We start from the raw sequence: 22089 nt of genomic DNA, 5'->3' as shown, positions 1-22089 counted from the left end.
TCAGCACTCCCACTCGACACGGCTGAACAGATAGCCCTTGCCCCACACGGTCTTGATCTTGCGCGCTTCGCCGGCGTTATCGTCGAACTTGCGCCGCAGCTTGGAGATGGCCACGTCCACCGAGCGGTCGGTGCCGTTGAACTCGATACCCCGCAGTTGCTGCAGGATGCGGTCGCGGTTCAGCACTTCGCCGGCATTGCGCGCCAGTACCACCAGCAGGTTGTACTCGCCGCTGGACAGCTCCACCTCTTCGCCACGCCAGCTCACGGTGCGCTCGGCCAGGTCGATGCGCAGGCCACCGATCAGGATCAGGTCGTTGTCCAGGCGCGGCTCGTTGACGCTGCTGCGACGCAGCAGGGTACGCACGCGGGCCAGCAGCACACGCGGCTCGCAGGGTTTGGTCACGTAGTCGTCGGCGCCCATTTCCAGGCCCAGGACCTGGTCGTGGCTGTCGTCACGGGCGGTCAGCATCAGGATCGGCAGGCCCTGCGACTCCTGGCGCAGCAGGCGGCACAGCTGCAGGCCGTCGATGCCCGGCAGCATCAGGTCCAGGATGACCAGGTCGGGCTTTTGCCGGCGGTACTCGTCAAGCACATGATCGCCACGGGCGATCACCTGGACATGGAAGTCGTTGCGTTGCAGGTAGCTGGCGATCAGTTCGGACAGGGCGCTGTCGTCTTCGACCAGGAAAATATTCGGCATAGGTGCTTGGGAATCTGGGTTGGGGTAAGACCTCACCGGCCTCTTCGCGGGCTTGCCCGCTCCCACAGGGACCCAACAGCACTTGAAAGCTGTGCAGTCCCTGTGGGAGCGGGCAAGCCCGCGAAGAGGCCGGCACAGGAATACTCAGGATATAGAACACTACAGGCAGACAGGATTGTTCTTCACACTTTTTCACACTCGTCCTACAGGTATTAACAGCCACGCAAGGAACGCCTGCCGTAGCATACCGGCGGTCATCATCGGAAGATCCGTATGTCTACTACCCTCCCCCCGCGCCTGCGCCGTTTGGCGCTTCTGGCGCTCCTGAGCCTGTCCGTGGCCGGCTGCGACGACAGCGCCGAACAGGAAGAACAGGCCCCCACCCCGCAAGTGCGGGTGGAAACCCTGCAACTGCAGCCACTGGCCATCAGCAGTGAGCTCAGCGGCCGCATCCTCGCACCGCGCACCGCCGAAGTGCGCGCGCGCGTCGCGGGCGTGGTGCTCAAGCGGGTGTATCGCGAAGGCAGCGACGTCAAGCAGGGCGATGTGCTGTTCCTGATCGACCCGGCACCGTTCAAGGCCGACCACGACAGCGCCCGCGCCACCCTGGCCAAGGCCGAGGCCACCCTGTACCAGGCACGCCTGCAGGAACAGCGCTACCGCGAACTGGTCGACGACAAGGCCGTCAGCCGCCAGGAATACGACAACGCCAAGGCCAGCTACCTGCAGGCCGATGCCGCAGTGGCCGAGGCCAGGGCCGCCCTGGAACGCGCCCGCCTGAACCTCGGCTACGCCACCGTGACCGCGCCGATTTCCGGCCGTATCGGGCGCGCCCAGGTCACCGAAGGTGCGCTGGTCGGGCAGAACGAGACCACGCCCCTGGCGACCATCCAGCAGCTGGACCCGATCCACGCCGATGTCACCCAGTCGACCCGCGAGCTCAACGCCCTGCGCCGCGCCATGCGTGCCGGCGAGCTGCAGCAGGTGGGCGACGGCCAGGCCCGGGCCACGCTGATCCAGGACGATGGCAGCACCTACCCGTTGCCGGGCAGACTGCTGTTCTCCGACATCAGCGTCGACCCCAGCACCAACCAGATCACCCTGCGCAGCGAGTTCCCCAACCCGGACCTCGACCTGCTGCCCGGCAGCTACGTGCGCGTGCGCCTGGAGCAGGCCGTGCAGCCCAAGGGCCTGAGCGTGCCGCAGCGCGCCATCCTGCGCGACAGCGCTGGCGTGCCCAAGGTGCTGGTGGTCGACCCGCAGGCCCGGGTCAGCGACCGCCAGGTAGTCCTGGGCAGTGCCCAGGGCGACCGGTGGATCGTCAGCGAAGGCCTGGCCCCCGGCGAGCGGGTGGTGGTCGAGGGCCTGCAACACGTCAAGGCCGGTGACCAGGTGCAGGTCGACAACGCATCAGGGGCATCGCCCATCGCACAGCACACTGGCCAGTGAGGGCCTGATTCATGCCGCAATTCTTCATCGACCGCCCGGTATTCGCCTGGGTGGTCGCCCTGTTCATCCTGCTGGCCGGTGCCCTGGCCATCCCGCAGCTGCCGGTGGCCCAGTACCCCAACGTGGCCCCGCCGCAGGTGGAAATCTACGCCGTGTACCCGGGCGCCTCGGCGGCGACCATGGACGAGAGCGTGGTCAGCCTGATCGAGCAGGAGCTCAACGGCGCCGACAACCTGCTGTACTTCGAGTCGCAGAGCAGCCTGGGCAGCGCCACCATCACCGCCACCTTCGCCCCAGGCACCAACCCGGACCTGGCCCAGGTCGACGTGCAGAACCGCCTGAAGGTGGTCGAGTCGCGCCTGCCGCGCCCGGTGACCCAGCAAGGCCTGCAGGTGGAAAAGGTCTCCACCGGCTTCCTGCTGCTGGCCACCCTCACCTCCGAAGACGGCAAGCTCGACGAAACCGCCCTGTCGGATATCCTTGCGCGCAACGTGATGGACGAAATCCGCCGCCTCAAGGGCGTCGGCAAGGCCCAGCTGTACGGTTCGGAACGCGCCATGCGCATCTGGATCGACCCGCGCAAGCTGATCGGCTTCAACCTCACGCCCAACGACGTGGCCGAGGCCATCGCCGCGCAGAACGCCCAGGTGGCCCCCGGCAGCATTGGTGACCTGCCCACCCGTGGCACTCAGGAAATCACCGCCAACGTGGTGGTCAAGGGCCAGCTGAGCACCCCCGAGGAGTTCGCCGGGATTGTCCTGCGTGCCAACCCGGACGGTTCCACGGTGACCATCGGCGATGTCGCCCGGGTCGAGATCGGTGCCCAGGAGTACCAGTACGGCACGCGCCTGAACGGCAAGCCGGCCACCGCCTTCAGCGTGCAGCTGTCGCCGGGCGCCAACGCCATGGAAACCGCCACCCTGGTGCGGGCGAAGATGCAGGACCTGGCACGCTACTTCCCCGAAGGCGTCAAGTACGACATCCCCTACGACACCTCGCCATTCGTCAAGGTGTCGATCGAGCAGGTCATCAACACCCTGTTCGAAGCCATGCTGCTGGTGTTCGCGGTGATGTTCCTGTTCCTGCAGAATCTGCGCTACACCCTGATCCCGACCCTGGTGGTGCCGGTGGCCCTGATGGGCACCTTCGCCGTGATGCTGGCCATGGGCTTCTCGGTCAACGTGCTGACCCTGTTCGGCATGGTGCTGGCCATCGGCATCCTGGTCGACGATGCCATCGTGGTGGTGGAAAACGTCGAGCGGATCATGGCCGAGGAAGGCCTGCCGCCCAAGGAGGCTACGCGCAAGGCGATGGGGCAGATCAGCGGCGCGATCGTCGGCATTACCCTGGTGCTGGTGGCGGTGTTCCTGCCGATGGCCTTCATGCAAGGCTCGGTGGGGGTGATCTACCAGCAGTTCTCGCTGTCGATGGCAGTGTCGATCCTGTTCTCGGCGTTCCTCGCCCTCAGCCTGACCCCGGCGCTGTGTGCCACCCTGCTCAAGCCGGTGGCCAAGGGCGAGCACCACGAACGCAAGGGCTTCTTCGGCTGGTTCAACCGGCGCTTCGAGGGCATGAGCAACGGTTACCAGCGCTGGGTGGTGCAGGCGCTCAAGCGCAGCGGCCGCTACCTGCTGGTATACGCGTTGCTGCTGGCAGTGCTGGGCTATGGCTTCAGCCAGCTGCCCACGGCGTTCCTGCCCACCGAAGACCAGGGCTACACCATCACCGACATCCAGCTGCCGCCAGGCGCCAGCCGCATGCGCACCGAACAGGTGGCGGCACAGATCGAGGCGCACAACGCCGAAGAGCCCGGCGTGGGTAACACCACCTTGATCCTGGGTTTCAGCTTCTCGGGCAGCGGGCAGAACGCGGCACTGGCCTTCACCACGCTCAAGGACTGGTCCGAGCGCGGTGCCGACGACAGCGCCCAGTCGATCGCCGACCGCGCGACCATGGCCTTTACCCAGCTCAAGGACGCCGTGGCCTATTCCGTGCTGCCACCGCCAATCGACGGCCTTGGCGAGTCGACCGGCTTCGAGTTCCGCCTGCAGGACCGCGGCGGCATGGGCCACGCCGAGCTCATGGCCGCCCGCGACGAACTGCTGGCAAATGCCGGCAAAAGCAAGGTGCTGACCAACGTGCGCGAAGCCTCGCTGGCGGAAAGCCCGCAGGTACAACTGGAAATCGACCGCCGCCAGGCCAACGCCCTGGGCGTATCGTTTGCCGATATCGGTTCGGTGCTGGACGTGGCCGTGGGTTCCAGCTACGTCAACGACTTCCCCAACCAGGGCCGCATGCAGCGGGTGGTGGTGCAGGCCGAAGGCGACCAGCGCAGCCAGGTCGAAGACCTGCTGAAGATCCACGTGCGCAACGACAGCGGCAAGATGGTGCCACTGGGCGCCTTCGTCCAGGCCAGGTGGGTCAGCGGCCCGGTGCAGCTGACCCGCTACAACGGCTACCCGGCGGTGTCGATTTCCGGCGAACCGGCAACCGGCTACAGTTCGGGCGAAGCCATGGCCGAGATCGAGCGCCTGGTGGCCCAGCTGCCGGCCGGTGCCGGCCTGGAATGGACTGGCCTGTCGCTGCAGGAGCGGCTGTCCGGCAGCCAGGCACCGATGCTGATGGCGCTGTCGTTGCTGGTGGTGTTCCTGTGCCTGGCAGCGCTGTACGAAAGCTGGTCGATCCCCACCGCAGTTCTGCTGGTAGTACCGCTGGGCGTGCTCGGTGCGGTGCTGGCGGTGACCCTGCGCGGCATGCCCAACGACGTGTTCTTCAAGGTCGGCCTGATCACGCTGATCGGCCTGTCGGCGAAGAACGCCATCCTGATCATCGAGTTTGCCAAGAGCCTGGTCGACCAGGGCGTCGATGCCGTCGACGCCGCCGTGCAGGCCGCGCGCCTGCGCCTGCGCCCGATCGTGATGACCTCGCTGGCGTTCATCCTGGGCGTGGTGCCACTGGCCATTGCCAGCGGCGCCAGCTCGGCCAGCCAGAAGGCGATCGGTACCGGGGTGATCGGCGGCATGCTCAGCGCCACCCTGGCGGTGGTGTTCGTGCCGGTGTTCTTCGTGGTGGTGATGCGCCTTGCCGGGCGACGCCAGGCGGGTAATGCCGACACGCAGGCCGTGACCAGCGACAGCTGACTGGACAAGCCCCGCGTGAAATGGGAGGGTTCCCGGCATTGACTGCCCGGAACCCTTTTTCATGCCTGATGCCCTGCCCCCCTGCTCCATCCTCATTCTCGCCGGTGGCCGCGGCCAGCGCATGGGCGGCCGCGACAAGGGCCTGGTCGACTGGCAGGGCGAACCGCTGGTGGCGCATGTGCAGCGCGTGGTACGGCCGCTCAGCGATGACCTGGTGATTTCCTGCAACCGTAACCAGCAGGCCTACCGGGCGTATGCCGACCAGTTGGTGGGCGATGCCGAGGCGGACTACCCCGGGCCGTTGGCGGGGGTGATTGCCGGGCTCAAGGTGGCGCGGCATGAATGGGTGGTGCTGCTGGCCTGTGATGCGCCGCTGGTTGACCGGGGGTTGATCGAGGACCTGCTGCACCTGGCGGTGACCAGTGACAGTGCGGCCATGGTGCGCCAGGGTGGGTACTGGCAGCCGATGTTCAGCGTGCTGCCACGCCGGGTGTTGCCGGTGCTGGAGCAGGCCTGGGCGACGGGCGAGCGGAGTTTGCAGAAGGCCTTGCTGCGTGAAGCGGTGCAGGGGCTGGAATGTGCCGACGATGATCGCAGGTTGAGCAACTTCAACAGCCCGGAGTTGCTGCAGGGCTGAGGTCATCTGCTGCCTGTGTTGGCCTCTTCGCGGGCACGCCCGCTCCCACAGGTATGTCACAGGTCTGACGGGTAGTGAATTTCCTGTGGGAGCGGGCGTGCCCGCGAAGAGGCCAGCACAGGCGACACATCACCCGGCAGACAATTCCTCGACACTAATCTCGCGCATGCGGAACTTCTGCACCTTGCCGGTCACCGTCATCGGGAACTCATCGACAAAGCGGAAGTACCGCGGCACCTTGAAGTGCGCAATCCGTGCCCTCGCCCACTCGCGCAACTCCTCCGCGCTGGCCGTATGCCCCGGGTGCAGCCGCACCCAGGCCACGATCTCTTCACCGTACTTGCTGCACGGCACACCAATCACCTGCACATCGGCCACCGCCGGGTGGGTGAAGAAGAACTCCTCCAGCTCGCGCGGGTAGATGTTCTCGCCGCCGCGAATGATCATGTCCTTGCTGCGCCCGACAATACGCACATAGCCCTGCTCGTCCATTACCGCCAGGTCGCCGGTGTGCATCCAGCCTTCCTCATCGATGCTTTCGGCCGTGGCCTTGGGGTTGTTCCAATAGCCCAGCATCACGCTGTAACCCCGCGTGCACAATTCGCCGATCTCGCCCCGCGGCAGCGTGTTGCCATCAGCATCGATCACCTTGTTCTCCAGCCTTGGCTGGGTGCGCCCGACGCTGGTCACGCGGCGCTCCAGGTCGTCGCTGGCGCCGGTCTGCAGCGACACCGGGCTGGTTTCAGTCATGCCGTAGGCAATCTGCACCTCGGCCATGTGCATCTCGCCGATAACCCGGCGCATCACTTCGATCGGGCAGGTGGCGCCGGCCATGATCCCGGTGCGCAGGCTGGACAGGTCGAACTCGTCACGCTGCGGGTGGTCCAGTTCGGCAATGAACATGGTCGGCACACCGTACAAGGCAGTGGCCTTTTCTTCCGCCACCGCACGCAGGGTGGCCAATGGGTCGAAGGCGTCGTTGGGGTAGATCAGGGTGCTGCCGTGGGTCATGCAGCCGAGGTTGGCCATGACCATGCCAAAGCAGTGGTACAGCGGCACCGGCACCACCAGCCGGTCATGCTCGGTCAGGCCCAGGCTTTCACCGACCATGTAGCCGTTGTTGAGGATGTTGCTGTGGCTGAGGGTGGCGCCTTTCGGGAAGCCGGTGGTGCCCGAGGTGTACTGGATATTGATCGGGTCGTCGCAGCGCAGCTGCGCCTGGCGCTCGGCCAAGGCTTCGCGGCTGATGGCCGCGGCACGGGCCTGCAGCTGGTGCCAGGCGAGAAAGCCCGCCGGTGGCGCAGCGGCCAGGCTGACCACACCGCGCAGTTCGGGGAAGCGTTCGCAGATCAGGGCGCCCGGCTGGCTGCTGGCCAGGCCCGGAACCAGGCCCAGCAACATGGCGTGGTAGTCGGATGTCTTGAACGCGTCGGCGCAGATCACCCAGCGGCAGCCGGACTGGCCCAGGGCGTAGTCCAGCTCGCTGGAGCGGTAGGCCGGGTTGATGTTGACCAGGATCGCGCCCACCTTGGCGCTGGCGAACTGGGTGATGCACCACTCTGCGCAGTTGGGTGCCCAGATGCCGAGGCGGTCACCGGGCTGCACGCCCAGGGCCATTAGCGCACGGGCATGCTGGTCGACGGCTTCGGCCAGTTGCTGCCAGGTGTAGCGCAGTGCCTGGTGGCGGACGACCAAAGCGTCACGGTCGGGGAAGCGGGCGACGGTGGTGTCGAAGGCGTCGCCGATGCACTGGGTAAGCAGGGGTTTGTCCTGGTTGCCCTGGGAGTAGCTTGGCTGGGGCATGGGCGGTCTCTTGTTGTTCTTGTGTTGTCTGTACCGGCCTCTTCGCGGGCTTGCCCGCTCCCACAGGTACCACACAGGTTTCCAGGCCTGTGCAGCCCCTGTGGGAGCGGGCAAGCCCGCGAAGAAGCCAACACCGGTTTAACGGATGAACACCTGCGGCGTAGTGGTGGACATGTCCCCACCCGGCAACTTGATGTTCTTCACTTTCTCCAGCGTATCCGGGTTGAACACCGCCAGGTCGTTGAAGGTGCCGCCCAGGTACAACTTGTCGCCCTTCTTGTCGAAGGCCACGCAGTAGTAAGTGTGGTCCAGATTCGCCGCCTTGATCAGCTTGCGCTGTTTGAGGTCGTACTTGGCCAGGCGGTTGAGCACGCCGTAGATCTGGTTCGGGTCTTTTGGCGAACGCAGCCCGGTGAAGTACAGCTCGGTCAGGTCGGCAAATTCCTGGGTGTGGGTCTTGCCGGTCTTCAGGTCGACGCTCAGGTAGCCATACAGCAGATCGGCGGTGGCCGGGTCCTGCTTGTCATCCTTGAACCTGGCAATGGTGTACAGCATCGAAAACTCGTGGCGCGGGCTCTGGTGCGGCCAGAAGTACAGCACGTCCGGGGCGCTGTAGCCTTTGCGGTTCCAGTTGCGCAGCGGCAAGGCCACCGTGTACTTGCCGGTCTTCACGTCCATCTTGTAGATGTCCGGCCCGGCGACGTACAGGCTGCCATCGTCCGCCGCACGCATCAGGTACACCTGGCGCGGCATCGGGAAGGTGCGCACCGGCTTGGCCTCCAGGCCATCGGCGGTGCTGAACACTTCCAGCCGCGGCGGCTTGACCACGTAGTGGTCGTTCAGGCGCTGGGTCGGGTTGACCGTGGCGTACACTTCCTTGCCGTCCGGGCTGATGGCGAACGAGTACATCGACCGGCCCACCTCACCCGGCACACTGGACAGGTTGGCGTGGAAGGTGTTCTTGCAGGTGTCCAGGTCGATGCCGTAGATGTCGCCGTAGTGGTTGTTGAGCACGTAGGCGGTGCGGTTGTCCGGCGCCATCATCGCGGTGCCGGGGCCGAACTTGTCGGGCATCACGCAGCTCTTGTACACCGTGTCACTGGCCACATCGACCACGTGCAGGTTGTTCGGGTAGTTGGTCACGATCATGTATTCGTGGCCAGCCTTCAGCGCAGGCCCGGTGTCGGCGGCCTGTACCAGCCCGGCACACGCCGTGGCGGCGATGGTGAGCGCGAGTGACGCGCAGCGTCCAGCTTTCATGCGGTTTCCCCTTGTCATTCTTGTTGGGCCGGTCACTTGTCTTTCGGGAACACGGTGCCGAGGTTGCGCCAGTCTTCCGCCGAGTTGCTCGCCTGGGCGTTCCAGTCCTGGTAGGTGCTCATCATGTCCGGCACCTGGGCCGGCCACCAGCAAGGGTCGGAGCAGCCATACAGGTCGGCCTCCATCGGCTGGCACAGCGAGCTCACGCCACCAAAGGCGTCCACTTCCCAGCCCGGGTCGGTGGTGGCGGTGCAGCCCGCCACTGCGCTCATGGCCATGACTTCTTCGACGCGGTCTTCGGCGGCGGCCTGCTCGAGGATGCGCGCCTTGTTGTTCAGGGGCTTCAAGTGCTTCATGTCAGTGCGCCTTCCGCGGGGTGATGTAGCGATCGATGAAGGCCGGGTTGGCGGCCATGATGCGGCTGTAGACTTCGATGCCGAAGTCGACCCAGTCGCGCATCAGTTCGCAATAGTGGTAGGTCGGGTGCTGCGGGTCGCCATAGCGGGCATAGCTTTCGTGGTAGCAGCCGCCGGAGCACAGGTTGCGGATGCGGCAGCTGTCGCAGCCGGTGTTGCTGCGGTCCAGGCGCTGCGACAGGAAGTCGTTGAGCTGCGCCTGCTTCACGCCCTGGTGCACATTGCCGAAGGTCGGCAGGCTGGAGCCGGTGAAGCGGTGGCACAGGTTCAACTCGCCCTCATGGTCCACGGCCAGCATCTTCAGCCCGGCGCCGCACGGCAGGGCCTTCTTGTGGCCTTCGTGGATGTCGGTGATCAGCTGGTGCAGGTTGGAGAAGCCGATGTTGCGGTGCTCCAGCGCAGCCTCCAGATAACGCCGGCCCAGCGCCTTCATGTTGGCGAACACCTGCACCAGCTCTTCGCCGGTCAGGTTGAAGTTGGCCATGTCGCCGGAGGTGACCGGGGCAAAGCCGACTTCAGCGAAGCCCAGTTCGTTGAACAGGTGGTTCCAGATGGTCTCGACATCGGTGATGCCACGGGTCAGCGTGACCCGCGCGCCCACCGGGCGGCTGTGGTAGCGCGACAGCAGCATGTCGACCTTGCGCCGCACCACGTCATAGGTGCCCTGCCCGCCCACGGTGATGCGGTTGCGGTCGTGCACGGTCTTGGGGCCGTCGATGCTGATCGACAGGCCGAAGCGATGGGCATTGAGCCAGTCGACGATCTCTTCGTTGAGCAAGGTGGCATTGGTGGTCATGATGAACTCCACCTGCTTGCCCGCCTCGGCGAAGCGCCGCTCGCAGTAGGCGACCATGTGCTCGATCAGTGGCCGGTTGGACAGCGGCTCGCCACCGAAGAACACCACGCTGTAGCGCTGCTCGTCGGGCGACTCCTTGAGCAGCATCTCCACCGAAGCCTCGGCGGTGGCAGTACTCATCTTCTTGCCCGCGGACGGTTTGTCCAGGTCTTCCTTGTAGCAGTAGGTGCAGCTGAGGTTGCAGCCGGTGTTGACGTTGAGCACCACGGTGTTCAGCGCCGTGCGCTCGACCTGCTTGAGGGCGATTTCCGGGGTCAGCGGCGAGCCGTCGCTGACCAGTTCCAGCGCGATCAGCTCGCGCAGGGTGTCCTGGATATCGCTGCCGGCAAACCGCTGGCCAAGGCGCTGCATCAGCTCCTCGGCCGAGCAGCCTTGCTGGCGCAGGGTGTCGATGATGCCGCCGGTCACCGCGTCGGCGGTGAACAGCGAACTGCTGGGGATATGGAACAGCATGCGGTCGGCGTCGACCTGCACTTCATGCAGGTTGCGTTCGACCAGGTTCAGTAGCGCGCCCATGGCGACCTCCCGATAATCGATCCGTTGGAAAACCGTAAGCCCCCTGCCGTTACGGCAGCGGCGGGTTGTTCCAGCGCTGTACGGTGACGATCATGTGCCCCTCGCCAGTCTGGCCACCGTCGGCCAGGGTGGCGATGACCTTCAGGTTGCCGGCGTTGTTGGTCATCATCTTGCGCTCCGGGTTGGGGCCAGCGCCGCCTGGCACGAACACGCCATCGGCCTGCATCTTCCCGGCGAACTTCACGTCTTCGTCCTCGATCGCACGCTCGTTGAACGGCTCGACCTTCCAGCTGGCCGGCAAGTAGCCGATGCGCAGCGGCTGGCCATTGGCGTCCTTGCCCCAGGCTTCGGCCTCGAAGCGGCCCTGCACCTTGGGCACCGAGGCACCGTTTTCGCCGATGCGGGCGATGGAGAACGCCGGCACCACTTTCACTTCCTCGACTTTGTCGTACACCGCCAGGTTGACGCCCTTGAGCGCCCCTACGGCGACTTCGCGCTGGCCAGGCTTGGCATCGGCCGCGGCGCGGGCCTTCACCCGTACCAGGGTTGGGGTCTGCTCCAGTACCTCGGTCACTTCCACGCCAGCGCCCAGGTCCGGTTTGCCGGCCAGGCCGCTGCCGACCAGGGTGATCTCGCTTTCGCCACCGGCCTTGATGAATGCCGGTTGTACCGCCAGCAGGCGCGCCTTGCCCTCCTTCACTGCGGTGAAGTCCAGGCCACGCTCGTCGTGCTCGGCCTCGAACATGCGGCCCTTCATTTCGCCATCCAGCGCGGCGAACACCTGGCGCAGGTTGGCGTCGCCGACCTTGACGTTGCCACGCCACTCATAGCCGTTGTAGAGGATCGCCGACCCGCTGCCATTGAACGGCGTGCCGTCGGCATAAGCGCCCTTGACCTCGACCTTGAAGGTGTCACCCTGGTCAGGCGTGACGCTCATCACCCCGCGCACATCGCCCTTGGCCAGCATGTGGCCGCTGAATGCCCACTGGCCCGGCAGCGCATTGGCCTTGGGCCTGGCTTTCTGCCATTCGGCCCACGCCGCGCTTTCCAGCGGGTAGCGCTTGGCCAGGTCCGGCACCACTTGTTGCAGGGCGATCGGCAGCCAGTCGCGGTCACGCGCCTGGGCCTGGTATTCGAGGGACGGCCACTGGCCGAGATGGAAGTTGACCAGGTGCTCCCACTCCTTGGCCGGGCGCCGCTGCAAGGCGACACGGGCACCGGAGTGGCAACGGCCACAGGTTTCGCTGAGCTGGGTGTCGAACTGCTCGACGGTGTTCAGCCGACGCTCCATGGCATACCGCACGCCATCGGTTTCGCTGGGCGCCAGGCCCTGCTTGTCGGCCAGGTACTTGACCAGGGTGCGGCGGTCGTCGTCGCTGATCTGCAGGCCGTGCATCACCTGCATGCGGGCGATGCTCATCAGCCAGCCTTCCGGCGTCTTGCGCTGGTGGCTGATGCGGCTGTAGGTGTCGTTGCCTTCGGGGATATGGCACCCAATGCACTTGTTCTGCAACAGGCTCGGGCCCTGCTCGGCCGCCATGGCCTGGGTGCTCAGCAGCGCGGCGGCGACCAGCGCCAGTTTGCCCGCATGCCGCCGGAGTCGAGTCGTCTTCAAGGTCAGACCTCCACGGTTGTTGTTCTTATCGTTTTCGCACGCTTTGGTACAGCAGGTGTGCATGTGACGGTTGTGATACAGGAACTGTGCCAGGTGCTGTAAAAGCGTTTTCTTTCAACCTGTTAGCCGGTTTTTCGGCCTTGGCCAGGAGCAGGTATGGCCAATTGCAGCGTGCCATTTCGCGACAGGGGTGTTTCATCCTGAGACAGGGGCCTGCTGCGCAGGCCAATCGCCGGCAAGCCAGCTCCCACAGTTACAGCACAGGTCTTCAAGGCAGTGTTTAACCTGTGGGAGCTGGCTTGCCGGCGATTGGCCCTTGATGCCACTGTTTCACCACCGTCTCACACCGTCTCAATGTGCAACAGCGCAACCCTGCAATCCCAACCTTGCACCAGGACAAAAACCAACCCGCTCAAGGGTTTGCGGCCATCTATCGACCTTGGCACGCCCATTGCGCCTATGCCTGTCACATCCAATGACAAGAGGCACCGTCCCATGCTTTCCGAACTGCCCATCCTGCCCGCCACCCGCGCCTTTCTCGAACGCAAGCTGAAGATGCGCATCGGCGCCGACTGGCAGGACGCCGCCAGCGGTCGCACCCTGTCGTTCCGCAACCCGGCCACTGGCGAGGTACTGGGTGAAGTGCCCGCCGCCGAGGCCGAAGATGTCGACCGCGCCGTGCGCGCCGCTCGCCAGGCCTTCGACGATTCGCCGTGGAGCCGCCTGCGCCCACGCGAACGGCAGAACCTGCTATGGCGCCTGGCCGACCTGATGGAGCGCGACGCCCGCCAGCTGGCCGAACTGGAATGCCTGAACAACGGCAAGAGCGCCGCCGTTGCCCAGGTGATGGACGTGCAACTGGCCATCGACTTCCTGCGCTACATGGCCGGCTGGGCCACCAAGATCGAGGGTAGCACCGTCGAAGCCTCGATGCCGTTGATGCCCAACGACCAGTTCCATGGTTTCGTGCGGCGCGAGGCAGTGGGCGTGGTCGGCGCCATCGTCGCCTGGAACTTCCCGTTGCTGCTGGCCTGCTGGAAGCTCGGCCCGGCCCTGGCTACCGGTTGCACCGTCGTGCTCAAGCCCGCCGACGAAACACCGCTGAGCGTGCTCAAGCTGGCTGAGCTGGTGGACGAAGCCGGCTACCCGGCAGGTGTGTTCAACGTAGTCACCGGCACCGGCCTGAACGCCGGCGCCGCACTCAGCCGCCACCCCGGCGTGGACAAGCTGACCTTCACCGGCTCCACCGAGGTCGGCAAGCTGATCGGCAAGGCGGCCATGGACAACATGACCCGCGTCACCCTGGAACTCGGCGGCAAGTCGCCGACCATCGTCATGCCCGACGCCAACCTTCAGGAAGCCGCCGCCGGCGCCGCCACGGCGATCTTCTTCAACCAGGGCCAGGTGTGCTGCGCCGGGTCCCGCCTGTACGTGCACCGCAAGCACTTCGACAACGTGGTGGCCGACATCGCCGGCATCGCCAACGGCATGAAGCTGGGCAGCGGCCTGGACCCTGCGGTGCAGATGGGCCCGCTGATCTCGGCCAAGCAGCAGGACCGCGTCACCGGCTACATCGAGCTTGGCCGCGAGCTGGGCGCGACCATCGCCTGTGGTGGCGAAGGCTTCGGGCCGGGCTACTTCGTCAAGCCGACGGTGATCGTCGATGTCGACCAGCGCCACCGCCTGGTACAGGAAGAGATCTTCGGGCCGGTGCTGGTGGCGATGCCGTTCGATGACATCGACGAAGTGATCGGCATGGCCAACGACAACCCCTATGGGCTGGGTGCGAGCATCTGGTCCAACGACCTGGCCGCCGTGCACCGGATGATCCCGCGCATCAAGTCGGGGTCGGTGTGGGTCAACTGCCACAGCGCCCTCGACCCTGCCTTGCCGTTTGGCGGCTACAAGATGTCCGGCGTCGGCCGTGAGATGGGGGCGGCTGCCATCGAGCACTACACCGAGCTGAAATCGGTGTTGATCAAGCTCTGATCATTTTCCTGCACCGGCCTCTTCGCGGGCTCGCCCGCTCCCACAGGTATTGCACTCCTTTCACGACCTGAGGAAATCCTGTGGGAGCGGGCAAGCCCGCGAAGAGGCCGGTACAGGCAACCCCAAAAACAACAAAAACATGGAGCACACCATGAGGCACAAACTCGCCTGCACATTGGCCCTGCTGTTCGCCGCCCCGGTCACCCAGGCCTACGAGCTGTACAACCACGACGGCACCACCCTCAACGCCGACCTCGAAGCCCTGTTCGGCGCCTTCCACAGCGACGAAAGCTTCAACCTGGCCGGCAACCGCAAGCCCGGCAGTACCGCCTGGCAGGAAGGCTACGTCAAATATGGCCTCAGCGGCAGCCAGGCCCTGGCTGACAGCGGCGCGCTCTACGGCGCCTTCAACCTGCTCAGCTCCGCCACCTGGGGCGACGGCGATGCCGCCGGCCTGACCCTGGGTGACGAGCGCCGCACCGCCATCGAAGACCTGTACCTGGGCTGGCGCTCGGCCAACCTGTTCCCGGCCCTGGGCGAAGACGGCGTGGACATTTCCGGCGGCCGCCAGGTGTTGACCCTGGGCGACGGCTTCCTGATCCAGGGCGACCCGGTGAACCTGGGCAAGGTCGACCTGGGCGCCAACTTCGACCGCGGCGGCGCCTACTACCTGGCCGCACGCAAGGCCTTCGACCGCACCGCCGTGCTGCGCCTGGGCGGCAAGCAAGGCTGGCGCAGCGACCTGATGTGGCTGAAGTCCGACAACCACTACCAGGCCGACACCTCGCTGGCGGTGGCCAACCTGGAGCACGTCGCCGACGCCGGCACCGTCGGCCTGAGCTGGATCCGCGGCCTCGACGTGGACCAGCGCTACGCGCAGATCATGGGCCTGGAACACCGCGACGGCATGGACACCGCCAGCCTGCGCGGGCGTGGCAACCTGGGGGTGAAAGACCTGGAGCTGGCCGCCGAGTACGTGACCCAGGACAAAACCGGCGGGCGGGAGAACGCCTGGTACCTGGAAGGCAACTGGACCTTCTCCGAACTGCCCTGGTCCCCCACCGCCACCTACCGCTACAGCCGCTTTTCCGAAGACTTCGACCCGCTGTTCTATGGCCTGAGCCGTGGCTATGGCACCTGGTTCCAGGGTGAGGTAGCGGCGAACTATGCCGGGCCGTTCAACAGCAACAGCCAGGTGCACCACGTGGCGCTGAAAGGCAAGCCACGGGACAACCTGACCGTCGGCGCGCTGTACTTCGACTTCGATACGCTGGACACCGACCAAGGCAACCTGGGCGGACGGGAGCTGGACCTGTACGTGGAATGGATGGTCAACGACCATCTGCTGATCAGCCCGCTGGTAGGGTTCTACAAACCGGAGCGCAGCGCGGCCAATGGCGGGACGCAGCTGGGCGGGCGGGATACCGGGACCTATATGCAGCTGATCGTCGGGACTTTCTTCTGATTCAAGGGCCCTATCGCCGGCAAGCCAGCTCCCACAAGTACAGCACATGCCTCTGGCTCTGTGGCAACCTGTGGGAGCCGGAACGCAGCGCGGCCAATGGCGGGACGCAGCTGGGTGGGCGGGATACCGGGACCTATATGCAGCTGATCGTCGGGACTTTCTTCTGATTCAAGGGCCCTATCGCCGGCAATCTCAAGCCAAGCCCTGCTCCAACAACCACCGCCGCACCATCATCTGCTGCTCCCCTGGCAGGCCTGACAACACTGCCTCGAGAGGTCGGCCGCTACGCAGCCCCCGCACCACCGACGCCAACTCCACCCCCTGCAAATGCCACACCCCCAACGGCTGATCCGCCGTCACCACCACCTCGGCCTCATCCACCAGCCCGTCACGCAACACCGGCCGCCGCTCGACCCTCACCGCGCTCCAGTCCGCCGCCACGTGCAATGCCTGCATGTCCGGCCAACCCTGCCGACGCGCCCAGAACGGCTGCCCCACCCGACCCTGCTCTTGCCCATAGAAATCCCGCCCGATTCGGGCAAAACGCAAAAACAGCTGTTCGATCCGCTGCTGGTGAAACTGCCGCGCCAACCCGGCCCGCTCGGGCCTGCGCAGCAAGGTATTGATCACCACCGGCGCCTGCAGCGCCGAAGACAGCGACTGGAAGATCCCGTTACCCGATAGCGGGTCAACGGCCATCGCGGCATCGCCCACGCGTATCCAGTCCTGCCCGACGCACTCACCGGCCAGAATCGCGGTACTGCTGCGCGCATGCACCTCTGCCGGCGCCAAGGCCCTGGCATCGAACAGCTCGGCCACCAGCACGCTGCCGGCTCGCCGCGCCGCACAGTAATCCGCCAATCCGGCCTTGCCCGGCAGCCCGACGGCGTCCAGGGTGACTTGCCAGTAGCAGCGGCCGTCCTCCAGGCGCGCCATCCACGCCCAGCCATCTGCCAGGCTCTCCACCGCCGACGCTGGCGCCCCGGGGGCGGCCTGCCAGACATTCAACAAGCTGACCGTCTCCGGCCCGCGCAGGCGGTCGGCGGCCAACGGGGCCTGGCGGCCTCGGGCTTCGACCAGGAAATCGGCCTGCAGTACCTGCCCGTCGTCCAGGCGAATATCGTGGCCGCCTTCGCGTACGACCTCACGCACCCGTCCCTCGACCACGCTCACACCCGCGCACTGAAGGTCATCGCGCAGCGCCCGGTCAAACATTTGCCGATCGAGCAGAAACTCCTGGTTCAGGTGCAACTGCTGGCCGTTCCAGTGCACTTGCCGAGTCGCCGGCATCGCCGCCTGGCGCAACGCCCCACCAAGGCCGGCATGGCGCAGCCCGTCCAGCACCCGCTGCGAAACCCCTTCGACCGCCGCGAACCGGCGCCACTCGGACACCACCGTCACCGCATAACCCAGCCGCCGCAGGCCAATGGCCGTGGCCGCACCCGCAGGGCCTGCCCCCAACACTACAATGCGCGGTTCAGCCATGGCCGACACCTCGTCGCTCTGGGCCGGTAAACGCCGCGTGGTGGCGCAACCAGTCATGAACCTGCTGGTGGTCCATGCCCGGCTCGTCACGCAGCAACGCAGCGATCCTGCCACTCAGGGCCGCACAGCCCAGGCTCGCGCCCGCCCTGCCGCCCGCCCCTACATAACCGCCAAAGTCCGCCTGCCGGGTACCCAGCCAGGACCACTGGCCAGGCGCACAGCGGGCGTCGCCTGTGACCCGTATCACCCCGGGGTAGCTGGCCGGATACACTGGCCCGCCCTGGGCCGGGCTGGAGGCGCACATCAGCACACCCGCAGCCAAAGCCTCGGCACAGGCCTGGTGCAGCACAGGCCGGTCCTGCTGCAGGCCAAGGCTGAGGTTGACCAGCGTAACCCCCGCCTCCACCAGCCACAGCAGCGCGGCCGCCACCTGCAAGGCACTGGTGCTGGCCTGGGCGCCGAAAACCTGGGCCAGCAGCACAGGCACCGGCCCGGCCTCCCGCTGCAAGCCGGCGAGCACCGCGCTACCGTGCCCGAGCTGGTCGGGCAGCATGTCACCTTCGCGCAACTGGCCGTCCTCCAGCCAGAAGCGGCGTGCGCCCAGCAAGGCGCTGGCCTGCTCCGGCGTGCAACCACTGTCGATCACGCCAACACGCACGTCAGTGCCCATGCTTGATCACCTCCTCGGGCAGCACCTGCAACTGGCCAGCGTGCAGCTGCAGGTGCAGGTCGGCATCGGCCAGGGTCGAAGCGCGATGGCTGATCAGGATGCGCGTGCGACCGGCGAACAACTGGTCGATGGCCGCGATCACTTCGCGCTCGGTGGCTTCGTCCACCGCCGAGGTGGCCTCGTCCAGCACCAGGATCGCCGGCGCCTGCAGCACCGCGCGGGCGATGGCTATGCGCTGTTTCTGCCCGCCGGACAACTGCTGGCCACGCTCACCCAGCAGGCCGTCCAGGCCCAGCGGCAGGCTGTCGACCAGGCTGTCCAGCCGCGCCAGGCGCACCACCCGCTCCAGTTCCTCACGGCTGGCCTCGGGCACGCCGTAGGCCAGGTTCTGTGCAAGGGTGCCGCGGAACAGCACGATATCCTGGCTGACCACCGCAATGCGCCGGCGCAGCGCAGCCAGGTCCAGTTCGCGCAGGTCGGTGCCGTCCAGCAGGATGCGCCCGGCGTCCGGGTCGTAGAAGCGCTGCAGCAGGTCGATCAGGGTCGACTTGCCCACCCCCGAGGCACCGCTGATGGCCACCTTCAGGCCACCCGGCACGCACACCTGCACGTCGTTCAGCACCGCGCCCTGGCGCCCTTCATGGGCAAAACTCACCCCCTCGAGGCGCAATTCGCCCGGCCCGTCGGGCACCGGCTGCGGGTTGGCTGCCGGGCGCACGGCCACGGCCTCCTGCTTCAGTTCCATCACCCGCCCCAGGCTCACCGCCATGCGCTGCACCGCCACGTACAGGCCCAGCAGGCTCTGCACCGGCCCTACCGCCATGCCCATGTAGGTGGAAAAGGCGATCAGCGCACCCAACTGCCAGGTCCCCTGAATCACCCACCAACCGCCGACCAGGAACGCGCAGGCGCGGCACCAGGAGGTCAGCGTGCCGGGGATGGCCTGGGTGAAGAATTCGGTCACCTGCACCTTGAGCAGCTGGCGCATGTAGCCCTGCCCCAGCTGGTCCAGGCGCCCCGCCTCGCGGCCTTGCTGGCCGGCGGCCTGGATGAACTTCATTGCCGGCAGGGTTTCAACCAGGAACGACGACACATCTGCCGAGCGTTCGCGCAGGTTGCGTACTTCGCGCTCCACCTTGCGCCGCATCCAGCGCAGCCACAGCACTTCTATCGGTACCAGCAGCGCCAGCAGCAGCGACAGTTGCCACGACAGCATCAGCATCAACACCACCGCGCCCACCAGGCCGATCACCGCCGACACCGCCGAAAACAGCGAATCCACGGCAAAGCGCTGGATTTCCGCCACATCGCCATCCAGCCGCGAAAGGATGTCGCCGATGCGCCGCCGCCCGTAGAACGTCGGTGACAGCTGCTGCAGGTGGCGGTAAAGGTCATCGCGCAGGGCAAACAGGATGCGCCCCGACAAGCGCGTGTGCAGGTACCGGTTGACCCCGGCCAGCACGGTACCCAGCAGGCCCGCGCCGATCATGATCGCGGCCATGTGCCAGAGGGTCTGGTAGTCCTTGGCCAGCAGCCCCTCGTCGATCAGCGTCTTGACCAGCCAGGGTTGCGCCAGCGCCAGCAATGAGGCGCCCAGCGACAAGCCGAGCAACAGGCCGATGGCGCGTCGATGGGGGCGCACGAAACCATACAGCCAGGCCAACGCCTGGCGCATGAGCACAGGGTCGCTGGACTCCACCAGCCGGGCGAACAGGCCGCCCACGTCAGCCGCGCAACTGTTTGAGCTTGCGGTACAGCGTCGCCCGGCTGATACCCAGCGCCTCGGCCGCCGCGGACACATTGCCCTGATGGCGCGCCAAGGCGCCACGGATCAGTTCCAGTTCGTTGTCCTTGAGGCTGCCGGAAGGCGCCGTGCCACTGGCCAGTTCGTCCAGCAGGCAGTCGGTGAGGTGGTCCAGGGTCAGCACCTGCTCGCCGTCCTCGCGCATGGCCAGCGCGGTGCGCACGACCATTTCCAGCTGGCGGATGTTGCCCGGCCAGTCGAAGCCTTCGAGCAACGCGGTCAGGGCCGGGTCCAAGGTCACGCCCCGGGCATCGGACTTGTCCAGCAGCCCCTGGATGATCGCCGCCAGGTCATCACGCTCGCGCAGTGCCGGCAGGCGCAGCGACACGCCGTTGACCCGGTAGTAAAGGTCTTCGCGGAAGTGCTGCTCCTGCACCAGGCGCTTGAGGTCGCGGTGCGTGGCACAGATCAATGCCACGTCGATGTCCTGCTCGTCGCCCGCCCCCAGCGGTGCCACTCGCCGTTCCTGCAGTACCCGCAACAAGCGCGCCTGCAGCGCCAGCGGCATGTCGCCGATTTCGTCGAGGAACAGCGTGCCGCCATGGGCCTGCATCAGCCGGCCGACCATGCCGCCCCGGCGCGAGCCGGTGAACGCACCTTCACGGTAGCCGAACAGTTCGGACTCGATCAGCCCTTCGGGGATGGCCGCGCAGTTGACGGCCACGAACGGTTTGTCGGCGCGCGGGCTGGCCTGGTGCAGGGCCCGGGCGACGACTTCCTTGCCAGTACCGGTCTCGCCCAGCAGCAGCACCGGCAGGTCATTGCCCAGCCCCTGGCGGGCCATGCGCAGGTTGCGCGCCAGGCGCGGGTCGCCACCGGCCAGCGCGTCGAGGGCCGGCGACTGCTTGCCCGGCGCCGGCTTGCTCACCGGCGTGCTGCCGTTGACCCGGCCATGGCGCGGCAACTGCAGGGCGCGGAAGTAGAACTCGCCCTTGGCCGTTTGCACGCTGCTCACCCCGCCCTGCCACAGGCGGGCGATGAAGGCCGGTGACCGTTCACCCAGCAGGTCGCTGCTGCGCCGGCCCAACAGCTCATGGCGCGGCACCTGCAACAGCTGGCAGGCACTGTCGTTGGCAGCCAGCACTTCACCGTCCAGGCTCAGCGCCAGCAGGCCATGCCAGGCGCTGTTGAGGTATTGCGGGCGGCTGTGGAAGGCCAGCACCAATTGCTCCGGGTGGCACAGGCCAAACATACGGCTTTCGATGTTGCCGGCCGCCAGCATCAGCGTCGACAGGCTGTCCTGTGGTTGCGCCATCACCCCTTCACGGGTGATGTCGAGCACGCCGATCACCTCGCCGCGCGGGTCGCGCAGGGGTACCGAAGTACAGGAGAACGGGCTGAGGCGGTCGAGGTAATGTTCGCCGCAGTTGATCAGCGTCGGCCGGCCTTCCACCACTGCCGTGCCGATGGCGTTGGTGCCGCGCAGTGATTCGCTCCAGCAACTGCCCGGGTGCAGGTCGCGCAGGCCCTCGCGTTGCAGCACGTGCTTCTGCCCTTCGATGGCCAGCACGTTGGCCTGGGCGTCGCCGAGGATGACGATGCCGGCCTTGCCCTGACGCGCGACCAGGTAGTCCAGTTCCGGGGTAACGGCGTCGACCAGCAGGCGGTTGCGCTCCAGCAGCATGCGCAGGTCGTGGCCCTGCTCCAGGCCCAGGCCGACCTGCTCGCCCTGCAGGCAATCCAGGCCATGGCCCAGGCTGCGGCGCCAGGAGGCATCGATCTCGTCGCGCAGCATGCCCAGTGGCAGCTCGCCTTCGCTGGCCAGCTTCAGGCGGGCCTGGCGGGATTCGTGCAGCGGGTCGTGGGCGTTTGTTATTAGTTGTCGCGCCATTTTCTACTCCGGCTGTGCCCCGCAAGGTGGCGGAGAACGGGCTTGGGAATTTTCCGCAGTGTGCGGGAGAAATCCCTGGCCGTCATCAGGCTGAGGTAGAAGGTGGCATATGGTGACGTTTACGTAAAGGGACAGGCAGGAGCACCGCCTTGCTCAAGATCTGAAAGCTTGCGCAAGCTTTGTGGGAGCGGGTTCCACGAGGTCGATCACGGCTGCCGCTTGATTTCAACAAAGCCCAGGTGCCCGCCAGACACCCGGCACCGGCCCATTCGCGGGTAAAACCGCACACAGGGACGGCGTCGCACTTGAGATCACGCGGTACTTGTGGGAGCAACTGTCTTGCTCAATTTCAAAAAGCTGGCGCGATCCCTGTGGGAGCGGGCTTGCCCGCGAACACGGGCGAAGCCCGTGCCATCCACCACGGTGTTGGCTTCGCGGGCAAGCCCGCTTC

Annotated in this window: 15 protein-coding genes; 5 read left to right on the top strand and 10 right to left on the bottom strand. The window is 66.3% G+C overall.

The features are described from left to right. Positions 1 to 702, bottom strand: coding sequence for a response regulator transcription factor (locus tag ACLCGK_RS15945; protein WP_003259958.1), 702 nt, complete (start codon positions 700 to 702; stop codon positions 1 to 3). A 273-nt stretch (positions 703 to 975) separates the two neighbouring features. Between ACLCGK_RS15945 and ACLCGK_RS15940 the strand changes: the two genes are divergently transcribed. The 3 genes from ACLCGK_RS15940 to mobA all read left to right on the top strand — a co-directional run bounded on the left by ACLCGK_RS15940 (position 976) and on the right by mobA (position 5928). Then, the gene (locus ACLCGK_RS15940) at positions 976 to 2151 is read left to right on the top strand and encodes an efflux RND transporter periplasmic adaptor subunit (protein WP_410952381.1); all 1176 of its coding nucleotides are present in this window, start codon (positions 976 to 978) and stop codon (positions 2149 to 2151) included. Positions 2152 to 2162: 11 nt separating this feature from the next. After that, entirely contained in the window at positions 2163 to 5291 is a 3129-nt protein-coding gene (locus tag ACLCGK_RS15935) for a multidrug efflux RND transporter permease subunit (protein WP_410952380.1), read from the top strand. Positions 5292 to 5352: 61 nt separating this feature from the next. Then, the gene (gene mobA / locus ACLCGK_RS15930; protein WP_410952379.1) at positions 5353 to 5928 is read left to right on the top strand and encodes a molybdenum cofactor guanylyltransferase MobA; all 576 of its coding nucleotides are present in this window, start codon (positions 5353 to 5355) and stop codon (positions 5926 to 5928) included. A 129-nt stretch (positions 5929 to 6057) separates the two neighbouring features. Here the strand turns inward: mobA and ACLCGK_RS15925 are convergent, their stop codons facing one another. The 5 genes from ACLCGK_RS15925 to peaA form a co-directional block, all read right to left on the bottom strand. Next, positions 6058 to 7731: a fatty acid CoA ligase family protein gene (locus ACLCGK_RS15925; protein WP_410952378.1), complete on the bottom strand. Its 1674-nt coding sequence runs from the start codon at positions 7729 to 7731 to the stop codon at positions 6058 to 6060. Between the two features lie 138 nt (positions 7732 to 7869). Beyond that, on the bottom strand, positions 7870 to 8991 hold the full coding sequence (gene peaD / locus ACLCGK_RS15920; RefSeq protein ID WP_015270567.1) for a quinohemoprotein amine dehydrogenase subunit beta: 1122 nt from the start codon (positions 8989 to 8991) through the stop codon (positions 7870 to 7872). A 32-nt stretch (positions 8992 to 9023) separates the two neighbouring features. After that, positions 9024 to 9347, bottom strand: a complete 324-nt coding sequence (gene qhpC / locus ACLCGK_RS15915; protein ID WP_004375838.1) for a quinohemoprotein amine dehydrogenase subunit gamma — start codon at positions 9345 to 9347, stop codon at positions 9024 to 9026. Between the two features lies 1 nt (position 9348). Beyond that, the gene (gene peaB / locus ACLCGK_RS15910; RefSeq protein ID WP_015270568.1) at positions 9349 to 10779 is read right to left on the bottom strand and encodes a quinohemoprotein amine dehydrogenase maturation protein; all 1431 of its coding nucleotides are present in this window, start codon (positions 10777 to 10779) and stop codon (positions 9349 to 9351) included. A gap of 49 nt (positions 10780 to 10828) precedes the next feature. Then, entirely contained in the window at positions 10829 to 12394 is a 1566-nt protein-coding gene (gene peaA / locus ACLCGK_RS15905; protein ID WP_410952377.1) for a quinohemoprotein amine dehydrogenase subunit alpha, read from the bottom strand. 495 nt (positions 12395 to 12889) lie between these two features. On the opposite strand from peaA, the gene ACLCGK_RS15900 reads away from it, so the two are divergent. Together ACLCGK_RS15900 and ACLCGK_RS15895 are read left to right on the top strand one after the other, a co-directional pair. After that, entirely contained in the window at positions 12890 to 14383 is a 1494-nt protein-coding gene (locus tag ACLCGK_RS15900) for an aldehyde dehydrogenase family protein (protein ID WP_046614337.1), read from the top strand. A 151-nt stretch (positions 14384 to 14534) separates the two neighbouring features. Next, entirely contained in the window at positions 14535 to 15848 is a 1314-nt protein-coding gene (locus tag ACLCGK_RS15895; RefSeq protein ID WP_410952376.1) for a hypothetical protein, read from the top strand. 192 nt (positions 15849 to 16040) lie between these two features. On the opposite strand, the gene ACLCGK_RS15890 is transcribed toward ACLCGK_RS15895, so the two are convergent. Genes ACLCGK_RS15890 through ACLCGK_RS15875 form a run of 4 tightly spaced genes read right to left on the bottom strand, consistent with a single transcriptional unit; the run spans position 16041 to position 21638 of the window. After that, the gene (locus ACLCGK_RS15890; RefSeq protein WP_410952375.1) at positions 16041 to 17333 is read right to left on the bottom strand and encodes an NAD(P)/FAD-dependent oxidoreductase; all 1293 of its coding nucleotides are present in this window, start codon (positions 17331 to 17333) and stop codon (positions 16041 to 16043) included. Then, the gene (locus tag ACLCGK_RS15885; RefSeq protein ID WP_410952374.1) at positions 17326 to 18003 is read right to left on the bottom strand and encodes a S8 family serine peptidase; all 678 of its coding nucleotides are present in this window, start codon (positions 18001 to 18003) and stop codon (positions 17326 to 17328) included. Before ACLCGK_RS15885 ends, ACLCGK_RS15890 begins: the two co-directional genes overlap by 8 nt. After that, complete coding sequence (locus tag ACLCGK_RS15880; RefSeq protein WP_085665547.1) at positions 17993 to 19726, bottom strand: ABC transporter ATP-binding protein; 1734 nt, start codon at positions 19724 to 19726, stop codon at positions 17993 to 17995. The genes ACLCGK_RS15885 and ACLCGK_RS15880 overlap by 11 nt, the downstream gene beginning before the upstream one ends. A gap of 1 nt (position 19727) precedes the next feature. Next, a complete protein-coding gene (locus ACLCGK_RS15875) occupies positions 19728 to 21638 on the bottom strand; it encodes a sigma-54-dependent Fis family transcriptional regulator (protein ID WP_410952373.1) in 1911 nt (636 codons plus the stop codon). Positions 21639 to 22089 lie beyond the last annotated feature (451 nt).

The sequence above is a fragment of the Pseudomonas sp. S1(2024) genome (genome assembly GCF_046557535.1).
Note: the sequence above shows the minus strand (reverse complement) of the source record. Positions and strands in the feature narration are given on the sequence as shown.

Bases quoted from the DNA above. Each gene is read 5' to 3' on its own strand.
- qhpC (WP_004375838.1), bottom strand. From the start codon at position 9,347: ATGAAGCACTTGAAGCCCCTGAACAACAAGGCGCGCATCCTCGAGCAG.
- ACLCGK_RS15875 (WP_410952373.1), bottom strand. From the start codon at position 21,638: ATGGCGCGACAACTAATAACAAACGCCCACGACCCGCTGCACGAATCC.
- peaB (WP_015270568.1), bottom strand. From the start codon at position 10,779: ATGGGCGCGCTACTGAACCTGGTCGAACGCAACCTGCATGAAGTGCAG.
- ACLCGK_RS15925 (WP_410952378.1), bottom strand. From the start codon at position 7,731: ATGCCCCAGCCAAGCTACTCCCAGGGCAACCAGGACAAACCCCTGCTT.
- ACLCGK_RS15885 (WP_410952374.1), bottom strand. From the start codon at position 18,003: ATGGGCACTGACGTGCGTGTTGGCGTGATCGACAGTGGTTGCACGCCG.
- ACLCGK_RS15890 (WP_410952375.1), bottom strand. From the start codon at position 17,333: ATGGCTGAACCGCGCATTGTAGTGTTGGGGGCAGGCCCTGCGGGTGCG.
- mobA (WP_410952379.1), top strand. From the start codon at position 5,353: ATGCCTGATGCCCTGCCCCCCTGCTCCATCCTCATTCTCGCCGGTGGC.
- ACLCGK_RS15900 (WP_046614337.1), top strand. From the start codon at position 12,890: ATGCTTTCCGAACTGCCCATCCTGCCCGCCACCCGCGCCTTTCTCGAA.
- ACLCGK_RS15895 (WP_410952376.1), top strand. From the start codon at position 14,535: ATGAGGCACAAACTCGCCTGCACATTGGCCCTGCTGTTCGCCGCCCCG.
- peaD (WP_015270567.1), bottom strand. From the start codon at position 8,991: ATGAAAGCTGGACGCTGCGCGTCACTCGCGCTCACCATCGCCGCCACG.
- ACLCGK_RS15945 (WP_003259958.1), bottom strand. From the start codon at position 702: ATGCCGAATATTTTCCTGGTCGAAGACGACAGCGCCCTGTCCGAACTG.
- ACLCGK_RS15935 (WP_410952380.1), top strand. From the start codon at position 2,163: ATGCCGCAATTCTTCATCGACCGCCCGGTATTCGCCTGGGTGGTCGCC.
- ACLCGK_RS15940 (WP_410952381.1), top strand. From the start codon at position 976: ATGTCTACTACCCTCCCCCCGCGCCTGCGCCGTTTGGCGCTTCTGGCG.